The 25657-nt window shown below is 54.3% G+C and carries 23 protein-coding genes and 1 pseudogene; 3 read left to right on the top strand and 21 right to left on the bottom strand.

Going from position 1 to position 25657, the window contains the following annotated elements:
• Window positions 1-166: 166 nt before the first annotated feature.
• Complete coding sequence (locus D9N13_RS13560; RefSeq protein ID WP_290591002.1) at window positions 167-1330, top strand: acyl-CoA dehydrogenase family protein; 1164 nt, start codon at window positions 167-169, stop codon at window positions 1328-1330.
• 6 nt (window positions 1331-1336) lie between these two features.
• Complete coding sequence (locus D9N13_RS13555; RefSeq protein WP_290590999.1) at window positions 1337-2731, top strand: GGDEF domain-containing protein; 1395 nt, start codon at window positions 1337-1339, stop codon at window positions 2729-2731.
• A gap of 6 nt (window positions 2732-2737) precedes the next feature.
• On the opposite strand, the gene D9N13_RS13550 is transcribed toward D9N13_RS13555, so the two are convergent.
• The 4 genes from D9N13_RS13550 to D9N13_RS13535 all read right to left on the bottom strand — a co-directional run bounded on the left by D9N13_RS13550 (window position 2738) and on the right by D9N13_RS13535 (window position 7605).
• Window positions 2738-3241: a gamma-glutamylcyclotransferase family protein gene (locus D9N13_RS13550; RefSeq protein WP_290590996.1), complete on the bottom strand. Its 504-nt coding sequence runs from the start codon at window positions 3239-3241 to the stop codon at window positions 2738-2740.
• Between the two features lie 191 nt (window positions 3242-3432).
• Window positions 3433-4338 (bottom strand): PhzF family phenazine biosynthesis protein, encoded by a 906-nt coding sequence (locus D9N13_RS13545; protein ID WP_290590994.1) that lies wholly within the window; start codon window positions 4336-4338, stop codon window positions 3433-3435.
• A 173-nt stretch (window positions 4339-4511) separates the two neighbouring features.
• Window positions 4512-4883, bottom strand: coding sequence for a hypothetical protein (locus D9N13_RS13540; protein ID WP_290590992.1), 372 nt, complete (start codon window positions 4881-4883; stop codon window positions 4512-4514).
• Window positions 4884-5010: 127 nt separating this feature from the next.
• Window positions 5011-7605 (bottom strand): beta-propeller fold lactonase family protein, encoded by a 2595-nt coding sequence (locus tag D9N13_RS13535; RefSeq protein ID WP_290590991.1) that lies wholly within the window; start codon window positions 7603-7605, stop codon window positions 5011-5013.
• 355 nt (window positions 7606-7960) lie between these two features.
• On the opposite strand from D9N13_RS13535, the gene D9N13_RS13530 reads away from it, so the two are divergent.
• The gene (locus D9N13_RS13530) at window positions 7961-9514 is read left to right on the top strand and encodes a serine hydrolase domain-containing protein (protein WP_290590989.1); all 1554 of its coding nucleotides are present in this window, start codon (window positions 7961-7963) and stop codon (window positions 9512-9514) included.
• On the opposite strand, the gene D9N13_RS13525 is transcribed toward D9N13_RS13530, so the two are convergent.
• The 17 genes and pseudogenes from D9N13_RS13525 to D9N13_RS13445 form a co-directional block, all read right to left on the bottom strand.
• The gene (locus D9N13_RS13525) at window positions 9507-10349 is read right to left on the bottom strand and encodes an HDOD domain-containing protein (protein ID WP_290590987.1); all 843 of its coding nucleotides are present in this window, start codon (window positions 10347-10349) and stop codon (window positions 9507-9509) included. The genes D9N13_RS13530 and D9N13_RS13525 overlap by 8 nt on opposite strands.
• A 126-nt stretch (window positions 10350-10475) precedes the next feature.
• A complete protein-coding gene (locus D9N13_RS13520) occupies window positions 10476-10919 on the bottom strand; it encodes a hypothetical protein (protein ID WP_290590985.1) in 444 nt (147 codons plus the stop codon).
• A gap of 49 nt (window positions 10920-10968) precedes the next feature.
• The gene (locus tag D9N13_RS13515; protein ID WP_290590983.1) at window positions 10969-11151 is read right to left on the bottom strand and encodes a hypothetical protein; all 183 of its coding nucleotides are present in this window, start codon (window positions 11149-11151) and stop codon (window positions 10969-10971) included.
• A gap of 100 nt (window positions 11152-11251) precedes the next feature.
• Window positions 11252-11845 (bottom strand): M23 family metallopeptidase, encoded by a 594-nt coding sequence (locus D9N13_RS13510; RefSeq protein ID WP_290590981.1) that lies wholly within the window; start codon window positions 11843-11845, stop codon window positions 11252-11254.
• Window positions 11846-12153: 308 nt separating this feature from the next.
• Window positions 12154-15528 (bottom strand): hypothetical protein, encoded by a 3375-nt coding sequence (locus D9N13_RS13505; protein ID WP_290590979.1) that lies wholly within the window; start codon window positions 15526-15528, stop codon window positions 12154-12156.
• Window positions 15529-15641: 113 nt separating this feature from the next.
• The gene (locus tag D9N13_RS13500) at window positions 15642-16289 is read right to left on the bottom strand and encodes a hypothetical protein (protein WP_290590977.1); all 648 of its coding nucleotides are present in this window, start codon (window positions 16287-16289) and stop codon (window positions 15642-15644) included.
• A 287-nt stretch (window positions 16290-16576) separates the two neighbouring features.
• Window positions 16577-16945, bottom strand: coding sequence for a VOC family protein (locus D9N13_RS13495; protein ID WP_290590975.1), 369 nt, complete (start codon window positions 16943-16945; stop codon window positions 16577-16579).
• Between the two features lie 62 nt (window positions 16946-17007).
• Window positions 17008-17448: a GNAT family N-acetyltransferase gene (locus tag D9N13_RS13490; RefSeq protein WP_290590973.1), complete on the bottom strand. Its 441-nt coding sequence runs from the start codon at window positions 17446-17448 to the stop codon at window positions 17008-17010.
• Window positions 17449-17490: 42 nt separating this feature from the next.
• Window positions 17491-17838 carry a DUF488 domain-containing protein gene (locus D9N13_RS13485; RefSeq protein ID WP_290590971.1) on the bottom strand — a complete coding sequence of 116 codons (348 nt, stop codon included), beginning with the start codon at window positions 17836-17838 and terminating at the stop codon, window positions 17491-17493.
• Between the two features lie 89 nt (window positions 17839-17927).
• Window positions 17928-18416, bottom strand: coding sequence for a GNAT family N-acetyltransferase (locus D9N13_RS13480; RefSeq protein WP_290590969.1), 489 nt, complete (start codon window positions 18414-18416; stop codon window positions 17928-17930).
• Window positions 18417-18509: 93 nt separating this feature from the next.
• Window positions 18510-19214, bottom strand: a pseudogene (locus D9N13_RS13475) (DapH/DapD/GlmU-related protein); the annotation flags it as partial.
• Window positions 19215-19568: 354 nt separating this feature from the next.
• Window positions 19569-19883: a hypothetical protein gene (locus D9N13_RS13470; protein WP_290590965.1), complete on the bottom strand. Its 315-nt coding sequence runs from the start codon at window positions 19881-19883 to the stop codon at window positions 19569-19571.
• 35 nt (window positions 19884-19918) lie between these two features.
• Complete coding sequence (locus D9N13_RS13465; protein WP_290590963.1) at window positions 19919-20608, bottom strand: nitroreductase; 690 nt, start codon at window positions 20606-20608, stop codon at window positions 19919-19921.
• A gap of 27 nt (window positions 20609-20635) precedes the next feature.
• Window positions 20636-21667, bottom strand: coding sequence for an MBL fold metallo-hydrolase (locus D9N13_RS13460; RefSeq protein WP_290590961.1), 1032 nt, complete (start codon window positions 21665-21667; stop codon window positions 20636-20638).
• Complete coding sequence (locus tag D9N13_RS13455; protein ID WP_290590959.1) at window positions 21664-22809, bottom strand: acyl-CoA dehydrogenase family protein; 1146 nt, start codon at window positions 22807-22809, stop codon at window positions 21664-21666. Before D9N13_RS13455 ends, D9N13_RS13460 begins: the two co-directional genes overlap by 4 nt.
• A gap of 3 nt (window positions 22810-22812) precedes the next feature.
• Entirely contained in the window at window positions 22813-24852 is a 2040-nt protein-coding gene (locus tag D9N13_RS13450; RefSeq protein ID WP_290590957.1) for a biotin carboxylase N-terminal domain-containing protein, read from the bottom strand.
• A complete protein-coding gene (locus D9N13_RS13445; protein WP_290590955.1) occupies window positions 24849-25637 on the bottom strand; it encodes a crotonase/enoyl-CoA hydratase family protein in 789 nt (262 codons plus the stop codon). Before D9N13_RS13445 ends, D9N13_RS13450 begins: the two co-directional genes overlap by 4 nt.
• Window positions 25638-25657 lie beyond the last annotated feature (20 nt).

The following is a 25657-nucleotide window of genomic DNA, read 5'->3' as shown; positions in this document are numbered from 1 at the left end:
ATTTGGCGTCACCACAGATTCGTACCCTTTTTTACGGCATAGAAGGAATCATACGGATGACCATAGCCAGCTGCAATTGGGTTTATTTCCCGCTATTTTGACGCCCAATTACCACTAAGCTAGTCTTTAGAAACACGCCAGGCTTGAACACGGATGTCAATTGCTTATGGAAGTGCTTTTACCCGAGTCTATTGTTCGGTTACGACACCAGGTACAGGAACTCACCCTTTCCCACATCGCCCCCCAGGCCAGTCAGACAGATCAAGATGCACGCTGGCCGCTGCACAGCATGCAGGCATTGGCCGAGGCCGGCGTGATGGGGCTGCATGTACCGAAACGGTTTGGCGGCCACGAGCAGGGGCTGCTGGCCCTGGCGGTGCTGGGTGAAACCATAGCACAAGGCTGCACCTCATCGGCTCTGTGTTATGCCATGCATTGTGTGGGCAGCGCCGTGATCACGGCCAAAGCCACTGCTTATCACGAAGAAAAGTATTTGGTGCCCATCGCTGAAAACCGTCACATCACCACATTGGCACTGTCTGAGCACGGTACCGGTGCCCACTTTTATCTGCCCCAAACCGAATTAGCCCTCAGTGGCGCACACTACATCGTCAACGGCACCAAACAGTTTGTTACCAACGGTGGCCACGCCGATTCCTACGTAATCTCCACCATGGCCAGTGCTGAAAATACCGAAGATGGCGATTTCTCCTGTCTGATCGTGGACAGGGACAGTGCCGGGATCACCTGGCTTGAACCCTGGGCCGGACTGGGTATGCGCGGTAACTCATCCAGGGCGATGCAATTGAACCAGGTGCGGCTGCCACGGGAAAATCTGCTGGGGCAGGAAGGCGATCAGATCTGGTACACCTTTGAGGTGGTGGCGCCTTATTTTCTCATTGCCATGGCCGGTGCCTACCTGGGCTTGGCCCAGGCGGCTCTGAATGCCACCATTGAACACGTTAAAGCGCGGCGCTACAGCCACTCCGGTGAACGCCTGGCGGACATCCATACACTGCAATACCGCCTGGCTGAAATGAATATTGCGGTGCACAAAAGCCGTGGTCTGCTGTATCAGGCAGCGTATCAGGGGGATGTAGGTGATCCGCAGGCAACCAACATGATTCTGATGGCAAAAGCCGATGCCGCCGATCTTGCGGTTGCGGTCACCAATGATGCCATGACCTGCTGTGGTGGTTTTGCCTATCGTGAAAACGGACAATTATCCCGCTTGCTGCGTGATGCGCGGGCGGCTCATGTCATGTCGCCCACCACCGATATTCTGAAACTGTGGAGCGGACGACTGCTGCTGGATCTTCCGCTGATTTAAATCACTATGACGACACACGCGTTATACATCGACGCCGCAGGTTGCTGGCAACAAACCTTTGAACAGGTGGCATTCGTATGCCAACGCTGCAACCTGCCGATGCCCACGCATATTGATGCCGACAGCAACACGCTGCCTGCTGTACTGGCGCGGCAGGACACTCTGGATTTTTGCATCGCGTTCATTGGCCCGCACACGCGCAAGCCCCTTGAAACAGCCAAAAAACTCAGCCATGTCATTGACGATCTGTATTTCATTTTCCTGGTGAACGATACCGGCAAATCACTCCAGCATCGCCTGCAATCACCGGTATCCACGCTTGGCCATCACTGGGAGATTGTGGATCCCACCGGCGCCCAGTTTGCGGATACACTTGCTCGCAGCCTGAGCGCCGCCATCAAGAAAAGAAAGTTTCGCACTACCCTGTCTCAACTGAACCGCAAACTGCAGCACAACACCAAACCACGTGTTTCACCATTGCAACGTGCCTCGGTGTCCCTTGAGTATCTGTCTCATATTGTCGAACACGCCCACGATGGAATCATTGCCACCGCCGTGGACGGCGTGATTGTTAAGTGGAATCTGGCCGCCTCCGCCCTGTTGGGCATGACATCAGATCAGGTTACAGGGCTTTCCATCTTTTCCATTCTGGATCCGCAGTGGGGTCAGCAGCTGCGCCCCCTTTACACTGAACTGAGCGCATCCGCCAACAACCACAGTGAACATGAAATTGTGCTGAACACAGCAAACCATCAGCAGCAGGTACTGGCCATTACGTTGTCACGGATACTGGATAACAACAAACAGGCGATCGGCATTGCCATCTTCATGCGCAACATCACTGAACGGAAAGTAACGGAGCAGGTACTGGAGGATTTGAGAAAAGATCTGGAAAGGATGTCCTTTGAAGACGGCCTTACCGGTGTTGCCAATCGCAGGATGTTCGACAAACAACTGGAGCAGGAGTGGCGGCGCATGCAACGTAGCCGGCACCCCCTGTCCATCGTCCTGATTGACATTGACTACTTCAAACATTACAACGATTTTTATGGTCACCAGGCCGGTGATGATTGCCTGAGGCAAGTGGCTTCAGCGCTCAGGCAACAGGCGAGCCGATCCTCGGATCTGGTGGCACGCTATGGCGGCGAAGAGTTTGTGATTTTGCTGCCGGAGACCAACGCAGACGAAGCCTACGCACTGGCTTTGCACTGCGCCAAGGCCGTTCGAGCCCTGACTATAGCGCACCAGCGATCGGTAGCGTCCGAGCACGTAACCATCAGCGGCGGGGTAGCCACCCTGGTGCCAGACAGCAGCAACACACCGCAACAACTGCTGCATGACGCCGACAAACAACTATATCAAGCCAAGCAAAAAGGTCGCGATCAGATCCGGCGGGCCTGATGCCACCTATTGGTGAATCCGGCGCTGCTCCCTGTCCCGCATCCGGTTGCCATCATCCACTGCGGTCACGGTGCTGATTTTACTGTGAATATAGTGCTCCGGGAGGCCCAGCTCCAGCGCACCCACCAATACATGATTCAAATACCAGGAGTAGGGCTTCAGCTGGACATCAAACTGGGTGGCCACGTAGGTCAGCGCCGGAATGGTAAACCCGGCGCCATCGATCACCATTACCTGCTTTAACTCGTACCCGTTCCCCAACCCTTCCGCCGCATCCAGATTCGGTTTCTCACTGCGCTCGATGGTGAACAGGGCGCCATGAATCACGTCATGGTCATCACCGGTAAAGTAGGCATCCGCCTTACTGGAACCATCATGGCCCCGCTTATGAAAGCGCAGGTCGTGCCGGTTCAGCCGGCAACAGCCTTGCAATACCGCACTGGGCGTCCTGCCGTGCAAACGGGCAATGGACATATTGGAACCATAGGCAAAATAATTCAGGGTACTCATAGATTAGATGTCCCAAGTGACTTCCCAGGCACTGTTTTGCAATCAATGTCACAATGCTAAGCCGCACCCCCTTGCTTCCAGGCTTTGTTCCGCAACGGATAATATTTTGATTTTTGTTATGGCCGCAGTCATCACTACAACATTGGCTTTAACCGGTATGAAGCGGTCCGCCTTTTCCGGCGCTGAGGCGCTTATGGGTAAACGAACTGCCCCTCTGCCATCAGCACCACATTACCACCAATGCGGCACTTGGCCTGCTGGCCGCCCCGGTAATCGAACTCCATGTGAATCAGGCTCTGGCGGGCCGCGGGGTGGCCACGATCAATGCTGGTGGTGTGGGTGCCGATGGCGGTACCCTCGCAGCAACACAGATAGGCAATGAACTCGGGGATCACTGAGCCGATGGGAGGGCAGGCTGCGGCTTCATAGTGGGGTGTAACAAGACGGCCATGAAAGTGTGCGCGGCCACCCACGGAGCCCGGTGCCACCAAGAGAATGGCCGTGGCGTAGATCTCAGAGAGCAATGGTGCCCACTGACCGGTATCCAGACGCGCGGCGACAACGTGATCAGGCCGAGTCATCGGTACCACCAGCACCGGCGTATCCACTGCCACCAAGCGGGGTTTGTAGCGGGAATAGGCGAGATGTTTAACCTCGGTATTCAAGGCCCGGGCAATATCCGACAATTCAGGCACAAAACGATCGGTGGTGAAATCAAAATGACGGGCAAACAGAGTCAAGCCACCGACACCGTGCCCGCTAGCATCCCGGAAGGTATTCACCGACAATCCACCATCCTGCAGCAGGTACTCAGAGTAGCCTTCGGCCTGCTTGCCGTAGCCCAGCTCAAAGGCCCTGGCAGCAGCAGCCAAAGTGGTGTGGGCGCCAAACGACGTTTTACCCTGCCCGTTATACACCGCAAAGGGGGAAGCCGGGTTGGACGGATCAACAAACACGGTTTCCGAGCAGCCAAGCTCGGCCGTAATCCTGGTTTTCAGCGCATCATCCAAGGGAACATCCGCCATCACCACGGCAATGGGCGTACCCGCAAACGGCTCGTCGGCAAAGACATCGTATAAGCGATAGGAAATAGTCATCTGCACACCCTTTTTCAATGATTATTGTTATGGGTGTCAGTGTAGCGCAGGAAAGCAACCCGTGCCTGTGTAATCCGCCGCAGCTATGGCAAGAAACATAGCCCTGATTGAGCTAAACGATCATCAGGTCAATCAGGCACCTGTGCAACCTTGAACCAAGGTGACTCATACCGTTACTCCGGCTCTTTCACCAATGTCATGTCAAAGTCTTTTTGATCCAGATCCCATGCCCCCGGTGAAATCAACCCTATGGCAGGCACCAGGAACAGAAATCCGCCGATGGCATCCAATACCCCGGTGGTGGTGATATGGGTACGAACCGTTTTGCTGGAGGTAATATAACCCGGCTTTTGACAGGCAACCTCAATGTCCTTATTGGTTACGACGCTGAACGTTGCAGGTGAACTCTTATGCTCACCGTTTACACTGGCAATCGCAGCATCCGGCTCACAGCGAACATTCACATCCGTGTATTTGTTGGATTTCATGGCAGAACACCCCACAGCCATGAACAGGACGATCAACACTACCGTTATTTTTCTCATGCATTCCTCTGCATTACCATCACATCAAGAGCGACATTGCGCTTAAAAAAAATTGGCCAGTATAGGTTAAAGGCCACCCTGACGAAAGCGCGTAACGCGTCAGGGTGGCGCCTGCCGGAGCCCGGCGTCAGAAGGGTTGGGTCTCGTCGTCAATGGACAGCAGAAACGCTTTCAGGTACTCAAGATCATCCGCATCACTGATCACACTGGAAATCGGTTGCCCTCCTGATTGCGGTAACCGATGCCGATCAAAGACCTCCTCCAGCGTGGCGGCACTGCCATCGTGCAGGTAAGGGGCATGGTAGGCCACCCCTAACAGTGAAGGCACATTGAACCCCGCACCACCCAATGACGCAAAGCCCTGGGTAGACTGTGGTGATACTTCCACCCCTTCGTTGGGATCACCGGGAATGGAGATCAGGCCGCCACCAATGGCACCGGCACCCCGAATTTCCAGGGGGTTGCTTCCGTCCCGGGTACCCACATCATCCAGCAACCTGAGTACGTCGCCCTGTATTGCCAGCGCCACGATCTGCGGACCGGCCACCGTCAGATTGGGGTCCAGTGCAGGTTGCCGGCCTTGAGCAAAGAAATTGGCCGCCAACGGGTTAGCCGCAAAGGTTGGATTGTTCTGGTACGCCAACACCGAACTTTTTGTCCATTTTTCACCCCCGTGGCAACTGCTGCAGTTGGCAGCAAATAACTGGCGGCCGGTGTATTCGGCATCGCTGTCCGGTGCCAGCATGATGGGTGCCCGCACCGCCGTGGCCACCCACTCGGTCATCGCATCCAGCGCATCACTGATTCCGCTGGTGGGGCCGTGATTGAAAATCTCTGCACTGCGATTGACTCCCCCTACATCCGTTGCATGGCCGATACCACCCTGCACGCCGCGGGAATTATTATTGAAGTCCGTTACGCTGCCGCGCACCGCATTCCAATTCAAAATGCGCTGATCCCGGGGATCGCTGTTGGCAAACGTGCCTTCCAGGGCAATGGTTTGGCGCGGCCCGGTGGGGAATATCCAGGTTACGTTATCGCTGTGGCCATCATCGTGACAGGATGCGCAACTGCTCCAGGCATTGTCCGACGCTTTGCCGCGGAAAGCCAGCGGCTGGATGTCCCGCACATCGATATCAAAGTTGCCGTCCTTGTCCAGATCCAACACATCAGGCATCCCCAGGGCAGTGAAGAACGCCAGCTTGCCCAGCAGGCTGCGGTGCTTGGCTGTTCCGGGCGCGGGGGGGTTACTGGAGGCGATATCCAGTTGCAATACCTGATTGCCGATCAGGTCCAGTGCCGTCACCGACGTACTGACTTCGTTGTTGGTATAGGCTCGCGTACCATCCTGACTCATCACCACACCAGTGGGTATGTTACCGGTCTGGAAACGCACCACATTACCGGGTGCCCCCAGGTCAAGACTGCCGTCCGGTGCCACTGTGGCCCGCATGACGTAGTTGCCGCCACGGCTCACCACCAGGAAGTCGTCGCCGCTCTTGTTGGCATCAATGGCCACCACATCATTGGCAAACAAACGGGCCAGGGATGTGCCGGGATCAGCAGGCGGAGTTTCCGTTTTGATTTGGTTGTTCAGGTTGGTGGTAACCTGGTAGCCGGAGCCCACATCCAGTGTGGTCACCAGTGCCTGCACATTCAGGTTGAACCTAACCGGCGGCTCCGGTGAGGCACCCACATTGGGCACATATAGGTTATAATCCCGCAGCACCGCACTGAACAGCTGATTGGGGTAGGCGCCCTGAACATCACGGCCAATGGCACCGCCGGCTGAAGCATCCACACTGAAATTATCCGGACAGAACACATCGCTGGCCAGCGACGCGGCTCCGTCGCCATCACCATCGACGCCCGCATTAAAGAACACCACATCCCCCTGACTCTGCAGAATATCCCGGGTGTTACCACAGAACTGACGGCGATCCGCGCTGAAACCACTGTCAGCGAGGGGTTCAATATAAAGCTGTGCCACGCCAGCACCGGAAGCAATGGCCGCCCCTACCCCGAAATAATCAATTACACCCCGTTTGGCATCATTAAAACCATCGGGCCGGTTGACCGGGTCGGCCAGTTCGGAAAAAAAACGGGTGACGTACACCGTTTCGTCACGATCATCCAGATCGCCATCATTACTGATGGTCACCGCCATGGGATTACCGCCCACGTACACCGTGTTGATGACCTGATTGGTACGGATCTGGATGACAGAAACCGACCCCTCTGTATGGTTGGCTACAAAGGCATAGGTTCCATTGGGGGTGATGGCAATACCCCGGGGTTCGCTGCCCACTGCAATCGGGTTGCCTTTCAGCTTGGGGGTAGCGGCGGCCAGATCGATCACCGATACACTACCATCCACGGCATTCGTCACGTAAGCCGCCTGATCATCAGGGGTGATCGCCACATATCGCGGTTCCTTACCCACGCTGATCTCTGCCAATTTGGCATCAACGTCGACGTCGTTGCCATCTTTCACCTGAATTACCGATACCGAATCATTCTGACGATTCACCACCACCAGACGCCGATCATCGGAGGTCAAGGCAATATTGGTGGAGCGGGCAGGCAACCTGGCGGTCACGCCCGCATCCGGCTGGCCGCCTCCGCCTCCACCATCTCCTCCGCCACCGCAGCCCAGCAACAGACTGGTGAGCGCCATCGAGCAGAACAGCAATCGGGTTCCATACTGTGTGTTGTGTTTCATATTTTTCTCCCTGGCAATGATCAATTGGTTGCAATAACAGATAAGGGATCTGTCTCAGGGAGATACGCTGTAGCCGATGCGAAAGTTGCAACGGGAGGCGCGAACAACTTGTTATTTTTTCACAGTAATTTTTATATTTTGATGCAACTTTTTTACATGGGCAGCGTAGAGAAGGCGGTTGCGGCATCACCTGCGCCACATGGAAATTGCGAATTATCACACCCTTTTTGTAGGACCTTCGCTATTACTTCAGGGTGATTAATGCAGACCGCCTGTGGCAATAGTTAACCGAGGTCAACCGACACAGACCGTACAATGACTCAATACATCATACGAATTGAAAGGGAAATCAACAATGACCAACGGCAAACCACGCGCTGACCATCGTGGCCATGCACCAGCTGGCCTGGACGCCATTTTCAGTAGAATTTTATTAGCCTGTCTGCTTACCACGATCGCATCCGTACCCACAGTGCTGCTGGCACAAACACGCAGCACCACTACCACTACTACCACTACCGCACAGATACAGACTCAGCCCTCGCTTAACCTGGTGTTGGATGCGGAATATTCTTATGAAAACAGTGAGGATTTCAACGGGGCTCTGCCCTATCCCACCCAACTGCCTTTCCTGGGCACCGATCTGCTGAGCTGGTATCGCAGCCTTACCGGCGTGAGTAAATCCGTAGACAACATCACCAGCACCGAACCTGAGCCGAACCCGTATCTGTTGCTGAAACTGGCCACGCAGTATCAGCAACAGAGCGCAGGCATTATGCAACCCAGCACCACCATCACCAGCGGCGGCCCTGTGTTCGATGTGGATGAATTCGAGCAGGGCATCATTGACAAACTGGACAGTGAAACCGTGGGCTACGCCTATGTTATCAACTTCAAGAAAAAACATTCCCGCTCTGATGGACGTGGTGCCGCCCGCAATAACAACGACTCCTATCTGGCACAAAGCCAATACAAGCGCATGAACATAGCCAGTATTTCCAAGACCATCACTGCGGTGGCGGTACTGCAATTACTGGAGCTGAACGATTTAAATGTGTTTGACCCGGTGGGCCCATGGCTACCGGATGATTGGACGAAAGGCTACGGCTTTGCCAATCCACAAATCATCACGTTCTACGATCTGCTTACCCACAAATCCGGAATCAAACAGACCGCGATGGCAATCCAGAATTTCGATGCGGAATTCGCTGCCCTCAATCTGGTGAAATGGAACGGACTGAAAGCCATGGTGGAATACGGCATCATGCCCCAGTTTCACGGTGGTGAAGAAAATCAGTCTTACTCGAACATCAACTACGCCCTGTTTCGCGTCATCATCCCGGCTCTGTGGGAAGCGGCCGGCCAGCCTATCAATGCGCTGGATGCAAACGAGGCAGCAGCGGTGTACCAGGCTTATGTGGCCGAGAACGTGTTTCTCCCCCTCGACATTCACCAGCCCAGTTGCGTCAGTGCTACCGGTGATTACGACCCCACCCGCTATTACAACGTATTCGAAGCCAACGGCACCGGTGCAGAAGCCGGCAACTGGACGCTCTCCTGTGGTTCCGGCGGCTGGTATCTGTCGGCCTATGAACTGGCCAAATTCATGGCCTACCTGCGCTACAGCGACCGGATTTTATCGGATTCCATGCGTGAACTGATGGACCTGTTGGATCTGGGCTGGTCATACAACTGGAGTCTGTCCGGTGATCACGGACGCTACCAGGCACACGCCGGCGCCTTGTACTTTGATTCTGTGGAATGGCCCGAACGGCGCGAGCAGCAGGGCTGTATTATGAAATTCCCCATTCAGGTGGAAGCGGTACTGTTGGTGAATTCATCCATCGAAACCAATACCCTGCCCTGCACGGTATTGCGCAACGCATTCGATGCCGCATGGGTTAACTGAGTGACAATTGGGTTTCCCGTATGGAATCCCCGGCCTGTTCAATAAAGCGATAGCTCAAACTGGGGCCCAGTTCCCCCAGTTCGAGCTTGCGGAACGCCGGTAGCTGATGGATACGGGGAAGCACCTGCATCTGGGGTTGACCGATATAGCTGTGAATGCGCGCCAATGAAATCAGATCCACCAGATCCGCCTCACCATCGTGTTCGCGCAACCAGTTTTCACGGTGCTTCGCCACATTCTGAAAACTCACAGCCATACCCCAGTGGCGCAACACCGCGGCCCCCACCCGGGCAGAGTGCTGCTTCAACAGGGCATCCACTGCCGCTGCATCGTTGATCAAGGCAACATCCCGGGCAGCTTTATCCAGTAGTGGCAGCATGCCGATATCCTGCAACAGGCCCGCCAACAGCGCCTCATCGGGATCAAAACCCTGACTGTGTTGCGCCATCACCTTGGCTAACGCAGCCACTAAGGTGCTTTGCTTCCAAATGGCCGTAAGCCAGGTGGACAATGCCCGATTACGGGGCTTGAACAAGCTGCGTGCAGCATAGGTCATGGCAAGATTCTGAGTGGTTTTCATGCCCAAGCGTGACAGGGCCTGCTGCACATTGTGCAACTCCCCAATGCCGCGGTAGAGGGGCGAATTGGCGGAATTCACCAGATACCCGCAAAATGCCGGATCGGTCTGCACGACTTTGGCAAGGCTGGAAAGATCCTGGTTAGGATTGGCAACGGCCTCTCTGACCATAAGGGTAACCTTAGGGAGGGACGGTAATTGTAAGTCTCCTGCCACCAGATCCTTATTGATCTGTAAAACAATATTGGTACGACTCATCGCTAATACCAGTACTCCACGGAACGGGAGCCGACATCCAGGTAGTTGAAAGCCAGTAGGGCCGATGTATTCACTGATTCATTCAGTTTAGCCTATGGCAAACACCCGTCCACCCGGCTCTGCCGATCACACCTTCGCTGGCGCTGCGTTTGCCCCATTCTTCAACGCCAGGCCAAGGCCCACCAGCAACAGTACAATACCCAGCAAATTAAGCTGCCAGGGTGAAGAAGCCGGGGTGGCCAGGGATGTATTATAAGCGCCCACCATACTGGGCACATGTTCTACCACACCTATCACCATCATGGCCCAGTAACACCAAGGCTCCCGACGCCTGAACGGAATCCACAACAATATGCCGATGGCAACGGCCGCTGCCAGCATACCCGCGCCTTCGGTACGCATCATACCAAGGTACAACACCTGGACCGGATCACTCAGGCTGCTCCATTGCCGCCCTATGGCATTAGCGTGAAACGGCAGAAACTCGCCACTGAAAGTGTAAATCAGACCAAACGCAAACAGTCCGACCGCATTAAAGCAATAACAGAAGAAAGCCACTTTCATTTTCATTGTCTTTATCACCAATCCATTGTTGATCCACTACACACCCTTAAATGGCTCACTTGTTTTGCTCTGTCGGGGCATCGGCGACCTCGCCTTCAACAGCAATATGATCCCTTACCGGTAGTTTTTCCCAGCCGTAGCCGTCGCGGGTAAACGCTTTGTTCTCTGCATCATAAGCCAGGCCCCAGGTAGCGCCGGTTTTGGTATCCACCAGGATGGTTTTCTTACGCAGGTACATTCGTTCGCCCTTCCATGCGCTGTATGTGCCTTCAGTCACAACGTACCGATTGGTTGCACACCCAGCCAAAAGCCCAACCAGGATCACTGACAGCATCAATCTACTCATTACAATAGTCCTCACCTACCCGATTAAACGACATATAGAAGTTACCCATCTCCGGCACACCGGAACCAAACTGATTAACATCGGCAAAGGCAGGCGGCTCGCCATTGAACGGCATAATACCCAGATGTAAATGGGGTAAAGCACTGATGCCGACGTTACCGGACAATGCGATGACATCGCCCTGGTTGACAACCATACCCGACGAAACGCAGGCTCCGAATTGTTTGATATGCAGGTAGGCCGCGTAGCTTCCATCAAGATGATCAATGTAGACAAAATTATTCGAACAGTTTTTTTCGATCGGGCAATTACCGCTTTGAGAATCCTGAACAGCGGTTACCACCCCTGACCGGGCTGCAAGCACCGGTGTCCCTACCGGCATGACAAAATCCAGTTCAAAACCAGAATGCCCAAACGGCCCACTGTACCCCTGAATCACAAATCGGTCTTCACCATAGGTGTAAGGCAGACGATAGGGCCGTTCACTGTCATACAGGGTCGGCTCTTCACTGTCACGGCGACAGCCGGACAATAACACCAGGGAACACAAGAACACCATCAGAATACATCGGTTTGATCTTTCCATGAGATAACTCATACTTCCGTTTCCATTTCCATGCAGCACAAAGCTGTTAATGAACCAACGCATAATCAGGTGGCGAACCGGGCCCGTCCATCTGATTATCAGTCTCCTGGTGACAGTCTAACGTCTTCCTGACGTTTTACCCACCCCCACTGCGCACTTTCTCTTTACTGCTCTATCAGGGCCGCTTTATCAGGATATACTCGGGGCCTTCGATTACTGTTCACCTCGCAACAGCTGGATCGCATGCGCCGATTCAACTTAAGTACGATCCTGGGGACAACGGGTGTTGTTCCCAGGATTGACTGTTCTTATTTAACGTTACTGCCGTTGATGACTTTTATCTTCGTGCCAGCGGGGAGGTTGGCTTTTCCTACCTCATCAGTCAAAAGATCGTCTGCAAAGATACTGATGTTGTCGGTATCAAGCGCAAGAAAATAGGGGAGCGCGCCAACGCCGTAACCTTGCGACAATGACCCGCCAAAGCTCGCTCTGGAGAAGCTGCCATTCACGACCGCGAAGAACTTAAGCGGGGTACCCTGCGGTGTGGAGACGTTTCTCTCTGCCGACAGGTATTCCCTGGGTTTATTAAGAATCGATCGCAACTCAGATTTGGGCATCGGCACTGAGAACGGGGTGGCCACATAAGTGAAATTAAGTGCTTGTGTCGCAGCATCATAACCACCCGCCAGAGTGGGAACCGTCAACGCCACATCACAGGACAGGGAGTCAGCCCACTCAAACAGCTTGGGGAGTTCCTTGTCCAAAAAGCTTGCAAGTGCCTGTCGTGAATCCGTCTCGCTGGCATCAAGGCCGCCCCAGGCCTTGTGAACATTCACATGCGCCAACCATCTGGCCTTGTCTTCCTCACCACCACAATTTTCAGAGTCTGCGCAAAAGTATTGGCCGAAATGGTCGGATTTTATGGCGCTGTAGGCCAGGGCGGTGAGCACAGTGTAGGGTTGGAATCCGCTTTTCGCAGCGTAGTAGTTGCCATAATTATCCCGGTGGCTGATTTTGTCCGGAGTAAATTCACCGCGCTGATTTTTCAGCGTGCATAGCAAGCCGTAATAGTCCGTGGACTGTGCAAGCCGCCCCTTGAATGCGTCCGCAAACTGCTTGCGCTGGTCATAGCGCGGGAAAACATCGTATTCCGGTGCGGCACCCAGTAAAGCCTTTCCCTGATGGATGCGAACGTACAAGTCACGGAAGGTTGCCGAGGGGTCTTGAATTAAAGCGTAGTCACCCTTGTGGAAGGGAAAGGCTGCAAAATAGTTGGCCTGCGCTTCCCAGGGTATCAGGGGAATCTGATGGGGTTTGATGTTATCAAGGGAAAGGTCTGTACTGCGTGCCGTGACAGGGACCAACGCTTTGTGCCCCTTGCTTGCTTTCGTGATCGATGGTTTGCTGTTGCTGCCAACACTTTTGGTCGGCGCTGCGACCTGGGTGATCGCAACAGTCTGGTTGCGCTCCAGTGAGACCGGATCGTTAATGAACAGTGTTGCCACTTTAGAACGCATTTTCTGCTTTGGTATTTCAAGGTACTTGGGTTCTTCACCTTTAAGTGAAACCAGGGCGAATACGAATTTCCCATCCACTTCCGTGGTAAAGCCGACGCGTTCGTGATCCGTGATCACCAGAAACGGGCTCTCCTTAAACACCGGATTGAATGGGCCGATCTGTTCGAGGTTTCCGGACAGGGGATTTTTGGCCCTGAAGCTATGATTGGGGGTTAATTGACTGATCAAGGTCGAGGTTTCGGTCGGAATATCGTAGAGCCATAAGCCGATCTCCTCAGGTGAGCCTTCGGAGCGATAAAATACGTAGCGGTTTGCATCGATCCACACCGCCTCCTTGTTCCATCCAATCGCTGGCAGTTCAGGCAACGGGGTAATCTCGTTGGTCATTCTGTGAATTCGGTAACGCTGCTTTTTGAGGGCCGGACGTGCTGCCTCACCGCTGCCGAATTCATCGTAGCCTTCTATACGAATGTCGATATAGTCACCACCCGGTACCAGGCTAACATCGCGGGCACTGACCGAGCGTGGAAATTTCGCAATAAACTCGGGTATATCGGTGATGAGTTTGTGCTCTCGCTTTTCCAGGTCATACCAAGCGCTGCCACTGAAAAACACCATACTGCTGACCCAGAAATCCGGGTTGATTTCGACACCTGCGGTGTGATCCCTCGAGACCAGTCCTTGACGGCGGTAGGCATGGTAAGCGTCCATGGTGAACTCTTCATGGGTGGCGAGATCATAAACATGGAGCAGCTTGTCGTTATCGCCATGATTGATTCTATAACGGCCGTCCGGGCTACCGTACCGCCCCATTAATGCTTGTGAATACGGCAGGGTGTCCGTCGCGCCAGTGTCAGTGTTGACGCGCAGAACAGGCTTGTCAATTCGCTTTTTCGTATGCAGATAGATTTCGTTTCCGTACCAGGCCAAGATCTGAGGTTGGTACAACTCACCGCTGTTTGTCAGGTTTTTAGGGGAGGAAAAGCTGCCTTCCTGCCAATTGACGGTGGCGATCCAGAGGTCACCTTGCTTGACCTCAATAAATCGCCGCAGATCCCTGGACACAAACAGATCGCCGTCTTTGGGCTCCGGTATCGGCCTGATCTGTGGCGTGCCCGGTGCTGCCGTTGCATAGGGGATGAAGGGCAAAACGCCAGGAACAGCACTGCGGCCATCATTCTCGGCTGGCCAGTACTTACCGGGCAACTCTTCAATAGGGCGAAGACTGTCAGCAATCCAGTTATTGTCCAGTAACTTGCCGGTGCTGACATCCCACAGGGTGTTGCTAAGCTGCAGTAGGTTCTCAGGGGCGACTTTTTGTTCCCAAGGCAGACTCTGCTGAAGCATGTCCTCTTTTACTTTCGCATTTTTGTTCGCATTCAATAAAAATTCATGACGGGTCGAATACAGGCGGACATTCTCCTCATAGTTCAGGGAGAAATTACAGAATTTTTCTTTCGGTACACAACGCAAGCCGATCATGTGGCTGCCAAGCGGGACAATGCTCACATCAAATGATTTCTCAAGATCAGGATATTCAATTTTCCCTTTGGCTTTGTTTCCGGTAAGTTCGATGTTCTTCAACACAATAGGGCTGTTGGCCGGTGCCACATTGCGGTAATCCTGGGTCATTCTTCCCCAGATTTCCCGGTCCGCATCCTGCGCGGCAACCAGGGTTCGAAGCGGCGTCATATCCGGCTGGTGGCTTGTTGCAACCGGCGTCGTGACGGTAGCCGATGATGGCTGTTGCGCAGCGGCAATGGTGTAGCCACCTGCAGGAAATGCAGACCGCGGGAATTGTTTATTGAATTGCCCGTTCTCGTCAAGCACCATCGTTACCTTGCGTTCTGTGTTGATCCCCCCGGGCATCATGGCAATCACGGTGGCGGTGTGGGATACGGGGGCGCCGGGCGACATGCTCTGGTGCAAACGAAGTTTCCCGTTTTCATTGCCATCCACGGTATACAACGGTTCTTTCAACGTGGCCTTGATTGTCATCGATGCCTTGTAAATCGGCAGCATATTATTCCCGGCATTTTCCAGGCTGTTAAAGGCAATCCCGGTGAGTTCCAGGTGAGCAGGAAGCTGGGCGATGATGTCCGGTTTGATGTCTTCAATGGTTAGCGTGCTGGCTGAAGAGAGTTGTGAAGAAAATGCGCCAAACAACAGGACACTCAACAAGGTACAACGATGCAACAGTCGATAGGTCATTGCTTTCTAAACTCTCCTGGCTATGTGGAATCAATACGTTCAGGTACCCGCATGGGCGGTCAGGCGTTCTAGTTTTTTTTGGTAAATGATTCCGGGCACATACCCCTGAAATTCTCATACTCAGCAATGAAGCGAGCAGTCGTTACAGCACCTTGCTCGATCGTAATGGTGGAGACTGCGATATCGAACGGTCTGCCACTACATTCACTATCAATGGTAAGTTTTAAACCAGCGTCAATTTCCCTATATTGCCCTGGCGAGGACGCATCCTGATTTTTTAACACTTCGGTGTGCGCCTCATCGAGACCAGGCCCATATGAAATTTTGAGTTCAGCAGGTTGCTTTTTCCACTCAGCAACGCTGATAGAATCAAAGACGCGATCTTCAAACGATAAGTGATAGATAGAGTTTCCTACCGCTTCAACCTTAAACCGTTGAGATTGGACCAGGTTGGCCGGGTTCTGGTACGTACAGGTTCTGCTCCAATATGCAAATCGGGTGCGACCATGGGGGCGCCTTACTTCTGGATTATCAATGCTTTGACACTGCCAATTTTTACCCGTCGTAGCGATCATCGCATCAACTTCGGCTTTGGAACTGAGCAGGGATATGCCCAGAATTTCAGTGAGTTTATCCAGATCAGGTTGGTCAGCGTCTGCGAAGGCTGTGTGCGCACACGATAAAACAGCACACATTAGAATGGCTTTCAGTTTCATGCTTATCCCCAAATTAAAATTTATATCGCGAAACCGCACTAAGAATAGCGCGTTCAAAATTAACATAAGCTGAACGGGAACATATTATCACAGTCCGTATGTGCATGACCTCATTCAAGCTTGCTTGATGCAATAAGATGTTTGCTTTCCGCGTCTCTTATACGCCTCTTCTGATCAGCAGTAACCGGGCTTGAGCCTTACGTGCTCCTGAAATTTCACCCACCCGTTAATGCAGCCCATCAATGCAATTTTTTCTTTGCCGCTTTATCAGGAAACGCACGAGCCCTTCAATTGCTGTTTCCCTCTGTAACCAGGTGGATGATATTGGACGGGCTGGACACCCAAAATGCCTTCATCCCCTCGGGCAGCGGTTCAATTTCATCTCTGCGCTGGCAGCCACTGGCTTTGAAATAGTCTGCGGCCTGCTCAATATCGTCGGTAAGGACCTCCAACCAGATTTCGGACTGACTCAAGCCCGGCATGCAATCCAACCACAGAACCTTATCCCCGAACCGGAATCTGGGTGTGTCATCCGGGTGACGGGCCGACAGCTCTTCAAAGCGCAGAATTTCCCGATAAAATCGCAGGGTATGCTCATACTCGTGAGTAGGAATTTTCATGGCAATATTTTTGCCTGGGTGAAATGCAGGTTTCATTCACTGGGTTCTCCCTGATGTAAGCTCAGTGTCATAATATAATCAACACCAGACCCTCTATATCAACGGACCTGGCGCACCATTTTGCCGGCCCACACCGGCTCTGAGTTGTATTCAGTAAGATAGGTATCCGTTAACCGAAACCCGTGTTTCTCATAGAGAGCAATGGCGGGGCTGTTGGAGCAGGCCACGTACAGGCACAAGTCACCAGGGAACCTATCCACTACCCACCGTAACAAAGCCTCTCCCACCCCCATTCCCCGATATCGGGAACACACAAACAAAGCTCTGATTTCCAAATCATGGACAGCTGTAAATCCTATGATCCCGCCCTGCTCATAGACATAGAGATCGGACTCCAGAAGCGCCTTTCTGCGCTTACTGTCACGCTCCAGGGGCAGCAGCTTAAAGGGGGTAGCTTCATACCTTAACTCATCCAGTTTGGAGGCGTTATAGATCTCACAGATCCGATTGTAATCATTCTGGTTATATGGTCGAATCATGCAGCCCGCCGGATATTGGATCTGCCTTGTATCCACTGCCAGTTACCTGGATTCCAGATACTCTTTGAGGGCAGCGGCATTGTTGAATCTGGCCTCTTTAGAGCTGAACAACAGTGTTACCTGTTTATCTTTATAGTCAGCCAGAAACTCTGCGATCAAATTTTCGTTTGCCTTTAGCTCTTGAAAATACCTCGCCTTAAACTCCGGCCACTTATCATGATCGTGGTTATACCATTTGCGTAATTCGGTTGATGGTGAAATCGCCTTTACCCAGGCATCGATATGGGCCTTGTCTTTGGCCAGCCCTCTTGGCCACAGCCGATCCACCAGCACACGTGTGCCGTCACCCTGAGCGGCGGCATCATAAACCCGTTTCACCTTTATCTTCATGACGCTCTCGTTTTACAAAGGTTTGTTCGTTCATCGAGCATAAGAAACCCGGACAGCCCTGAATCTTGGATGCAGCGCACAGAGCGTTGTTACAGTGCTGCGAGCGGTCGGTGCATTAATACAGCTCCCGGGCCATAGGCGTCACTCAGCGTTTGCTCGGGAGCCGGGCTAAAACCTTGCTTAGCCCAAAAAGTTTGCGAATGTTGCACGGCAACCAGTAGCGCGCTTTCAAACATCCGGACGCTGGTTTGATTGAGTAAATGCTGGACCATCATCCTGCCCAGCCCCATTCCGGCGTGGGATGTGGCCACCACCAGATCATGGATGAATAAATACTTCCCTTCACTTGTTTCAGCCAGGGGCTCAAACAGGTTGGGGGGCGCTATTGAATGCCAGGAATGGGCCAGCAAATACGCAACCACTGCCTGCTCTTGCTCAAACACAAAACACAAATCCGGTGACGCCAGCCATTTACTTCTGAGCGTCTCTTTTGATTCGGGAGCAATATCAGAATAGGCGGCGGCCTCCAGCTGGACAATTTGATCCCACCTATCCTCGGTTATCTCTTTAATTGACACGGCCACCTCGACGACGAAACACAGCCTCTGTTTAATAAAACACTCAACGGTTTGCACAGCAAAAAAGCGGAGTTCAATTGGAAGCAGTTTCTACTAGTTGTTATGTAGATCCTGGTTTAAACCGCCCCATTCCGTACCACCGGTTGGTAACACTTCAACGCATCCGGTTTGGCTGTTACGTCTGAAGAGCAGCCCGGATTGCCCTGATAATGTGCGTGCAGCCACCACCTCGCCATCAGGCAGCCTGACTTTGGTTCCAGCCGTCACATACAACCCGGCTTCCACAACACAATCATTACCCAGGGATATACCAATACCGGAATTGGCACCAAGCAAGCTGTTCTCGCCAATGGAGTTTACCTGCTTACCGCCGCCGGAGAGCGTGCCCATTATGGAGGAACCTGCACCAACGTCCGAGTGATTGCCCACAATGACGCCTGGCGTAATGCGGCCTTCCACCATGGACTCACCGAGCGTGCCGGCATTAAAGTTTATGAATCCTTCATGCATCACCGTGGTGCCACTGGCGACATGAGCACCAAGGCGAACCCGGTCGGCGTCCGCAATTCTGACCCCATCCGGAATCACATAGTCTGACATACGTGGAAACTTATCTATGGAGGGCACCGAGAACGTATGAACTTCTTCAGCGATCAACTCCCTTAATGCTTCTACTCTTTCCGGTAGCACCGGCCCCGCAGACGTCCAGGCGACATTGTTCAGCAAGCTGAACAGGCCCTGCAAATTCACTTCATTGGGTTTGACCTGGCATTCAGACAAAAGATGCAGACGTAAGTAGACGTCTTCCACCGTTGCCGGTGGTGCCTGCAAATCTCCGATTGGCACGGTAACAAACGCATCGTTCAGCACACCGTATTTCTTGGCCAGGCAATTTCGCGAAATGGCCCTGTTCGACCTCGGAAACCAGACATCCACCACCCGGTTTGATTCAGCATCGATATATTTGTGCCCAATTCTTTCCACGTTCCCTGACTCCTCTACCTGTTTCTTCAGACAGAGGCTAGCCTACAAGAATACGGCGCCGGTGACCATTCACCGGGGCCATTCACCGGGTCACCGGAGCTATTCAACAGGCTAGAACGAGGTTACGTCAGCCAATAGCGCAGGGAACTGTTTTGGGCTGTGGGTCAATCAGGCCTGTATCGGAGTCCCGGTAAACTTCAGTTTGGCCATGGCCACCTTGATAAACCCACTCATGTGATTATTGTCGTCCACGGTGGCGGTGTACTTCAGGGTCAGCTTCATGGGTTTGGTGGTTTTGCTTTTCCAGGTAAGGGTTTCACCGTCGAACTTGCCGTCTTCGATTTCCTGCACACCGTATTCTTCGCTGTTCATAGTGCCGGTGAGGGTTTCCCCGTCTGACTTTAAACTCACAATGCTTTTTTCTTCCTTACCGCCGGGGGCCTTTACCACAAAATCCCAGGTGCAATCGATCTGTTTGGACATGGTTGTTCTCCTTGTTGAAAATAAACGACTTCTTGTTATAAATCATGGAACACGGTTGTCTCCGCCAACGGCGCGCGCCCCATTCGGGTGTTATTAATGGGATCAGCGGCATCCTCGTAGCCAAACGAGATACCGAACAACAACTTCTGACTGGCGTCCACCTCCAATACCTCACGCACCGCATCGGCATGGAACCCCAGGGAGGTCTGCGGGCAGCTGGCCAGTCCGTGGGCGGTCAGGGCCAACATCAGGGTCTGGGCGTACATGCCTACATCGGCGGCTTCCCGCAGACCGAAATGCTCCGGCAAAAACAGGAACGCCACATGGGGCGCACCAAAGAAACTGTAGTTACGCAGGAACACCGCCTGACGCTGCTCTTTATCTTTGCGCTCCAGGCCCACGGCAGCGTACATTTGATTGGCGGCATCGTACTGGCGCTGCTGATAGACGCCGTGGTACTTGGGCTCATAGGGGTAATCCAGGGTCATGCGGCCACGCAGGGTGTTCACCGGCAGGATATCGCGCAGTCGTTCCAGTTTCTCGCCCCCCACCACATGGGTGGCCCAGGGTTGGGTATTGCAGTTGGAAGGGGCCCGTGCCGCCAGGCTGAAGATGTGTTCGATCTGCTCCCGCGCAACCGGCTGTTTGAGAAAACCGCGCACCGAGCGGCGCTGGTTAACGACGGCGTCAAAGCATTCGGCCAGTGTGGCTTGTTCCAGATTCATGATGTTCCCCCTGAGTGACAAATAAGATCAAGAAGGCTCATAGTAATACATATGACCGACCAGTTCTCGCTTCGCCCGCCCCTGCTGCAACAGATAATGCAGATGCGCCACCACCTCCCCCACCGCCAGGAAATTCTGGAATGAATCCAATGGTTTATTGAATAGCTCACGGGTAATTTGCTGGGCGGTTTTGGGTTCCTGCAATAATCCCAAAAGGGCACTCAGGCGCTCCTGGTGATGATCGACCACCGCCTGCAGGCGGGCATGCAAGCCATAGAACGGCAGTTGATGGGCCGGCAACACCAGGACGGAATCCGGTACCCGCGCCGCCATGGTGGCATGGGCCTCGATCCAGTCCTGAAGAGGATTGTCCGCCGGCTGGCTGGGGGACACGCTCACGTTGGAGGTGATTTTCGGCAACACTTGATCGCCGGAAATCAGGATATTCTGCTCCCGGCAGTACAGGCACAGGTGTTCCGGTGCATGACCGCGGGTGGTAATGGCCTCCCACTGCTGGCAACCAATCTGAATACGATCCCCGTCCTTAAGACGATGAAAGGCGGCAGGCACTGCGGAGACCAGATGATTGTAATCCTGGTTGGCCAGCAACGCCTTGCGATCCGTTTCAGCAATGCCGGTTTGATCGAAATACCGTTGTACTTCCCAGTAAGGTTGTTGCGGCGGCGCGGTGTTGAAAGCACGGGTGTAGAAATACTCGGTTTCGGTGGTGTACAGCGGCACCTGATGGGCATCGCAAAGCCAGCCCGCCAGCCCCACATGATCCGGATGATGATGGGTGACGATGACCCGGGTAATGGGATCACCCTCCAACTGGCTTTCGATTACATCCAACCATTGCTGTTTGGCGGCGTCGCCATTCATACCGGTATCCAGTATGCACCAGCCCTGCTCCCCTGCGGCATTCTGATCCCGCAGCAGATAGCAGTTGATGTGGTTCAAAGACAGGGGCAATGGGGAGCGCAGCCATTTGATATCCGGTGTTATGGATACGGTTTGCCCCGCTCCCGGAGGCTGCTGGAATGGATAGCGCAGACTCATAACCGCTTCGCCACTTCGCTGTACATCACTTCGGTGGCACCGCCGCCAATGGTGAGTACGCGGGCATCGCGATACATACGTTCAATCACGCTCTCTTCCATAAAGCCCATGCCGCCGTGCAGCTGTACACATTCGTACATGACCTGATTGGCCACTTCGCAGGCCCAGGCCTTGAGGCCGGAGACCTCCTTAATGCAATCTGCACCCTGCGCATCCAGCCAGGCCACGTAGTACAGATAATTGCGCGCCGCATCCACCTGGGTCTGGGCCTGGGCCAGTTTCATGCGCACCACATCCTTGTCAAACAGACGGCCACCAAAGGCCTGCCGTTGCTTGACGGTTTCAATGGTGAGATCCAGCGCTTTCTGCGCTTCCCCCACCCCCATGGCCGCCAGCATAATACGTTCGTGCTGAAAGTTTTTCATCACCGCATAGAAGCCCCGGTTTTCAGCACCCAGCAGGTTGGCAGCCGGTACACGCACATCATCAAAGAACAGTTCGGCGGTATCGGAACTGCGCCAGCCGTGTTTTTTCAGCGAGCGCCCCACGCTGAACCCGGGGCTGCCCTTTTCCACCATGAACATGGAAATTCCGCGGGAACCTTTGGCGCCGGGATCGGTTTTCGCGGCCACAAAATAAAGATCAGCGTGCACACCGTTGGTGATGAAGAGTTTGCTGCCGTTGATGATCCAGTCATCACCCTGGCGCTGGGCCCGGGTTTTGATGCCCGCCACATCAGAACCGGCGGCCGCTTCGGTAACACAAACAGCGGTGATGCATTTGCCTTGAATAATATCCGGCAGATAACGCTGCTTTTGTTCGGCGCTGCCTGCCAGCGCCAGGTGGGGCGACGCCATGTTGGTGTGCACCAGGGCAGTGATGGTGACCCCGGCATAGCTGCTGCGGCCCAACTCTTCTGCCAGCACGGTGGCGGCGCGTACATCCAGGCCACTGCCGCCATAGGCGGTTTCATGGGTTAACCCCAGAAAGCCCAGTTCACCCATTTTCAGCAACAGCGCCCGGGGCACGCAGCCATCCTGTTCCCAGGCGTCGCCATTGGGTACGATTTCTTTTTCCACGAAGCGGCGTACCTGCTCCCGCAACAGTTGGTGTTCTTCCTGAAAATAGGGATACAGCTGCATGGTTCAGGCTTCCGCTTCTATGCTAATGAGTAAGGCGCCGTCTTCTACTTTGTCGCCAGCGGCCACCATCACCTGATCCACGATGCCGGTAACCGGGCACGGCAAATTGTGAATCAGTTTCATGGCTTCCATCACCGCAGCAATATCACCCGCCTGCACACGATCCCCCGGCTTCACCAATACATCGGTGACCAGCCCCGGCATGGCGGCACGCACTTCGTTGCCGGCCTGTTTGGCGGCCGCAGCCGCTCCCAACTGACTTTCTTCCAAGCCGATAAAATGATAACTGCGGCGCAGGCGGGGTGAACTCAGTGCCACCTGCTGCCCCTGAATCACGATGTCCAGATTACGGTGGGTGCCTTCCAGCTCCACCCGCCATTGGCCGCCTGTTTGCTGCGGCGCATACAGGGAAATGGGAAAGGTGGTGGTTTCACCTGCGCCTTTCTCTGTCGGCAGCAGCGACACCCGATACTCGCCGTGGCGCCCCTGGATGCTGATTTCCTGCAATCCCCCGGCGCCGTTCAACCACAACCGGCTGTTGGCCGGGGTTCCACAGGGTTGCGTCAAACGCCAGCCACCCATGGCCTGCCAGGGGCTGCCGTTGAGCGGCGCCCCGTTACGGGCGGATTCCTGCTGCATGGCGTAGGCCGCCGCCGCAATGGCGGTGTGCATGGCCTCGCCCCAGGGCTGCCAACCATCGGGAAACTGCCGGCTTAGATACTGGGTAGTGAGTTCCTGATGGAACGCCGGCCGGGTGATGATGCTGGTGAGAAATTCCTGATTGGTCTTCACACCACCGATGGCAAAATGGTTCAGCCCCTGTAACAGGCGCTGGGCCGCCAACCCCCGACTACTGCCATGGGCAATAATCTTGGCCACCATGGAATCGTAAAACGGTGTGATCTCCGATCCCTGCGCCACGCCGCTGTCAATGCGCAGACCTTCTCCGTTAGGCTCACGGTACAGAGTAACGGTACCGGTCTCGGGCAGGTAATCATTGGCCGGATCCTCGGCGTTGATTCGTGCCTCGATGGCATGGCCGGTGGCGTGCACATCGGCCTGGCTCCACAGCAGGGCTTCGCCCCTGGCCACCCGGATCTGCCACTCCACCAGATCAATTCCGGTCACCATTTCGGTGGTGGGATGCTCCACCTGCAGGCGGGTATTCATTTCCAGGAAATACGCTTCGCGGCTGTCCGCATCCAGAATAAATTCCACCGTGCCGGCACCCTGATAATTCAGATGTTGACCCAGGCGGACCGCACAATCGAACAATTGTTGCCGCACGGCATCATCCAAATGGCTCACCGGCGCCTCTTCGATGACTTTCTGATAGTTGCGTTGAATGGAGCATTCGCGATCCAGCAGATGCAATACCCTGCCCTGGCAATCCCCCAGCAGTTGCACTTCAATATGGCGCGGACGTACGATGTATTTTTCCAGCAGTACGCGATCGTCGCCAAACGCATTGAGGGCTTCCTGCCGCGCCTGCTTCAAAGCACTTTCAAATTCCGCCGCCGCATGCACAATGCGCATGCCTTTACCACCGCCGCCGGCGCTGGCTTTGATCAACAGCGGAAACCCGATGCGATTGCCCTCATTGAGCAGGGTATCCTGATCCTGTGCCTCGCCGTTGTAACCCGGTACCGTGGGGATATCCAAAGATTGGGCGATGGCCTTGGCCTCAATTTTCGAGCCCATGGCGGCGATGCTTTCCACGCTGGGCCCGACAAAAATAATGTCATGCTGTTGGCACAGGGAGATCAGCGCGGTACTTTCTGATAAAAAGCCATAGCCTGGATGAATGGCATCGGCACTGATCTTCTGTGCTGCTGCCACAATGGCGTCGGCATTCAGGTAACTTGCGCTGGCGGCAGCGCCACCGATGTGCACGGCCATGTCCGCCTGCAGCACGTGCTGACTGTGGCGATCGGCGTCGGAAAACACCGCCACGGATTCTATTCCCAGCCGTTTACAGGCACGAATCACACGGCAGGCGATCTCGCCCCGGTTGGCAATCAGCAGACGCTTGATGGCTTTCATTTCTGCCTCCAACTGGGAGTTTCCTTATTGAAAAAACAATGAATGCCCTCCTGGCCTTCTGCCGATTCCCAGGTATCGGCCAGCAGATTGGCGGTGTAAATCAGGTTGGTATCGGTATCATGGCTGTCCACATAAAAAATCAGCTTCTTGGTGGCGGCGATGGCGCCAGGGCCGCACTGCAACAGGTATTTGAGTTCTTCTTCCACTGCATGGTCCAGCTCAGCGTCGGGCACCACTTCATCCACCAGATTCAGCTCCCGGGCTTTGGCGGCGGTCAGCGGGCGGGCGTTGAGGAACGTGCGCCGGGCATTCGCCCGCCCCATCTTGGCCACCACAAATGTTGATATGTTGGCGGGGGTTAATCCCAGGCGTACTTCGGTCAGGGCAAAGTTGGCCGACTCTACGGCAATGGTGATATCGCACACCGACATCATGCCGGTGCCGCCACCATAGGCCTGGCCATTTATACGACCGATCAGGGGTTTGGACAGCTCGTTCAGGGTGCGCAGCATGCGCGCCAGGCGGGCACTGTCCTCCACCCGTTCGGCGCGACTGGCGTCAAAGATACCCTGCATCCATTTCAGGTCGCCACCGGCGCAGAACGACTCGCCTGCACCGGTCAGCACAACGGCGCGAACCGCGGGGTTGTTATCCATTTCAATGGCCGCGTCCGTTACCTCACGAATCAGCTCATCGTTCATGGCGTTGTGACGTTGGGGGCGATTCAATAACAGGGTCGCGACGCCGCGCTCATCGATGCTGACCCGGATGGTGTTGTAATTCATGGTTTTACTCACTTGCTCTC

Source organism: Ketobacter sp. GenoA1 (genome assembly GCF_003671475.1).
Lineage (GTDB): Bacteria > Pseudomonadota > Gammaproteobacteria > Pseudomonadales > Ketobacteraceae > Ketobacter.
This window is presented reverse-complemented; position numbering and strand designations above follow the sequence as displayed.

Coding starts and splice junctions, on each gene's coding strand:
- D9N13_RS13450 (WP_290590957.1), bottom strand. CDS start 24,852: ATGAAAGCCATCAAGCGTCTGCTGATTGCCAACCGGGGCGAGATCGCC.
- D9N13_RS13520 (WP_290590985.1), bottom strand. CDS start 10,919: ATGAAAATGAAAGTGGCTTTCTTCTGTTATTGCTTTAATGCGGTCGGA.
- D9N13_RS13460 (WP_290590961.1), bottom strand. CDS start 21,667: ATGAGTCTGCGCTATCCATTCCAGCAGCCTCCGGGAGCGGGGCAAACC.
- D9N13_RS13530 (WP_290590989.1), top strand. CDS start 7,961: ATGACCAACGGCAAACCACGCGCTGACCATCGTGGCCATGCACCAGCT.
- D9N13_RS13525 (WP_290590987.1), bottom strand. CDS start 10,349: ATGAGTCGTACCAATATTGTTTTACAGATCAATAAGGATCTGGTGGCA.
- D9N13_RS13500 (WP_290590977.1), bottom strand. CDS start 16,289: ATGAAACTGAAAGCCATTCTAATGTGTGCTGTTTTATCGTGTGCGCAC.
- D9N13_RS13535 (WP_290590991.1), bottom strand. CDS start 7,605: ATGAAACACAACACACAGTATGGAACCCGATTGCTGTTCTGCTCGATG.
- D9N13_RS13495 (WP_290590975.1), bottom strand. CDS start 16,945: ATGAAACCTGCATTTCACCCAGGCAAAAATATTGCCATGAAAATTCCT.
- D9N13_RS13510 (WP_290590981.1), bottom strand. CDS start 11,845: ATGGAAAGATCAAACCGATGTATTCTGATGGTGTTCTTGTGTTCCCTG.
- D9N13_RS13465 (WP_290590963.1), bottom strand. CDS start 20,608: ATGAATCTGGAACAAGCCACACTGGCCGAATGCTTTGACGCCGTCGTT.
- D9N13_RS13470 (WP_290590965.1), bottom strand. CDS start 19,883: ATGTCCAAACAGATCGATTGCACCTGGGATTTTGTGGTAAAGGCCCCC.
- D9N13_RS13550 (WP_290590996.1), bottom strand. CDS start 3,241: ATGAGTACCCTGAATTATTTTGCCTATGGTTCCAATATGTCCATTGCC.
- D9N13_RS13455 (WP_290590959.1), bottom strand. CDS start 22,809: ATGCAGCTGTATCCCTATTTTCAGGAAGAACACCAACTGTTGCGGGAG.
- D9N13_RS13515 (WP_290590983.1), bottom strand. CDS start 11,151: ATGTACCTGCGTAAGAAAACCATCCTGGTGGATACCAAAACCGGCGCT.
- D9N13_RS13445 (WP_290590955.1), bottom strand. CDS start 25,637: ATGAATTACAACACCATCCGGGTCAGCATCGATGAGCGCGGCGTCGCG.
- D9N13_RS13485 (WP_290590971.1), bottom strand. CDS start 17,838: ATGAAGATAAAGGTGAAACGGGTTTATGATGCCGCCGCTCAGGGTGAC.
- D9N13_RS13540 (WP_290590992.1), bottom strand. CDS start 4,883: ATGAGAAAAATAACGGTAGTGTTGATCGTCCTGTTCATGGCTGTGGGG.
- D9N13_RS13555 (WP_290590999.1), top strand. CDS start 1,337: ATGACGACACACGCGTTATACATCGACGCCGCAGGTTGCTGGCAACAA.
- D9N13_RS13490 (WP_290590973.1), bottom strand. CDS start 17,448: ATGATTCGACCATATAACCAGAATGATTACAATCGGATCTGTGAGATC.
- D9N13_RS13560 (WP_290591002.1), top strand. CDS start 167: ATGGAAGTGCTTTTACCCGAGTCTATTGTTCGGTTACGACACCAGGTA.
- D9N13_RS13545 (WP_290590994.1), bottom strand. CDS start 4,338: ATGACTATTTCCTATCGCTTATACGATGTCTTTGCCGACGAGCCGTTT.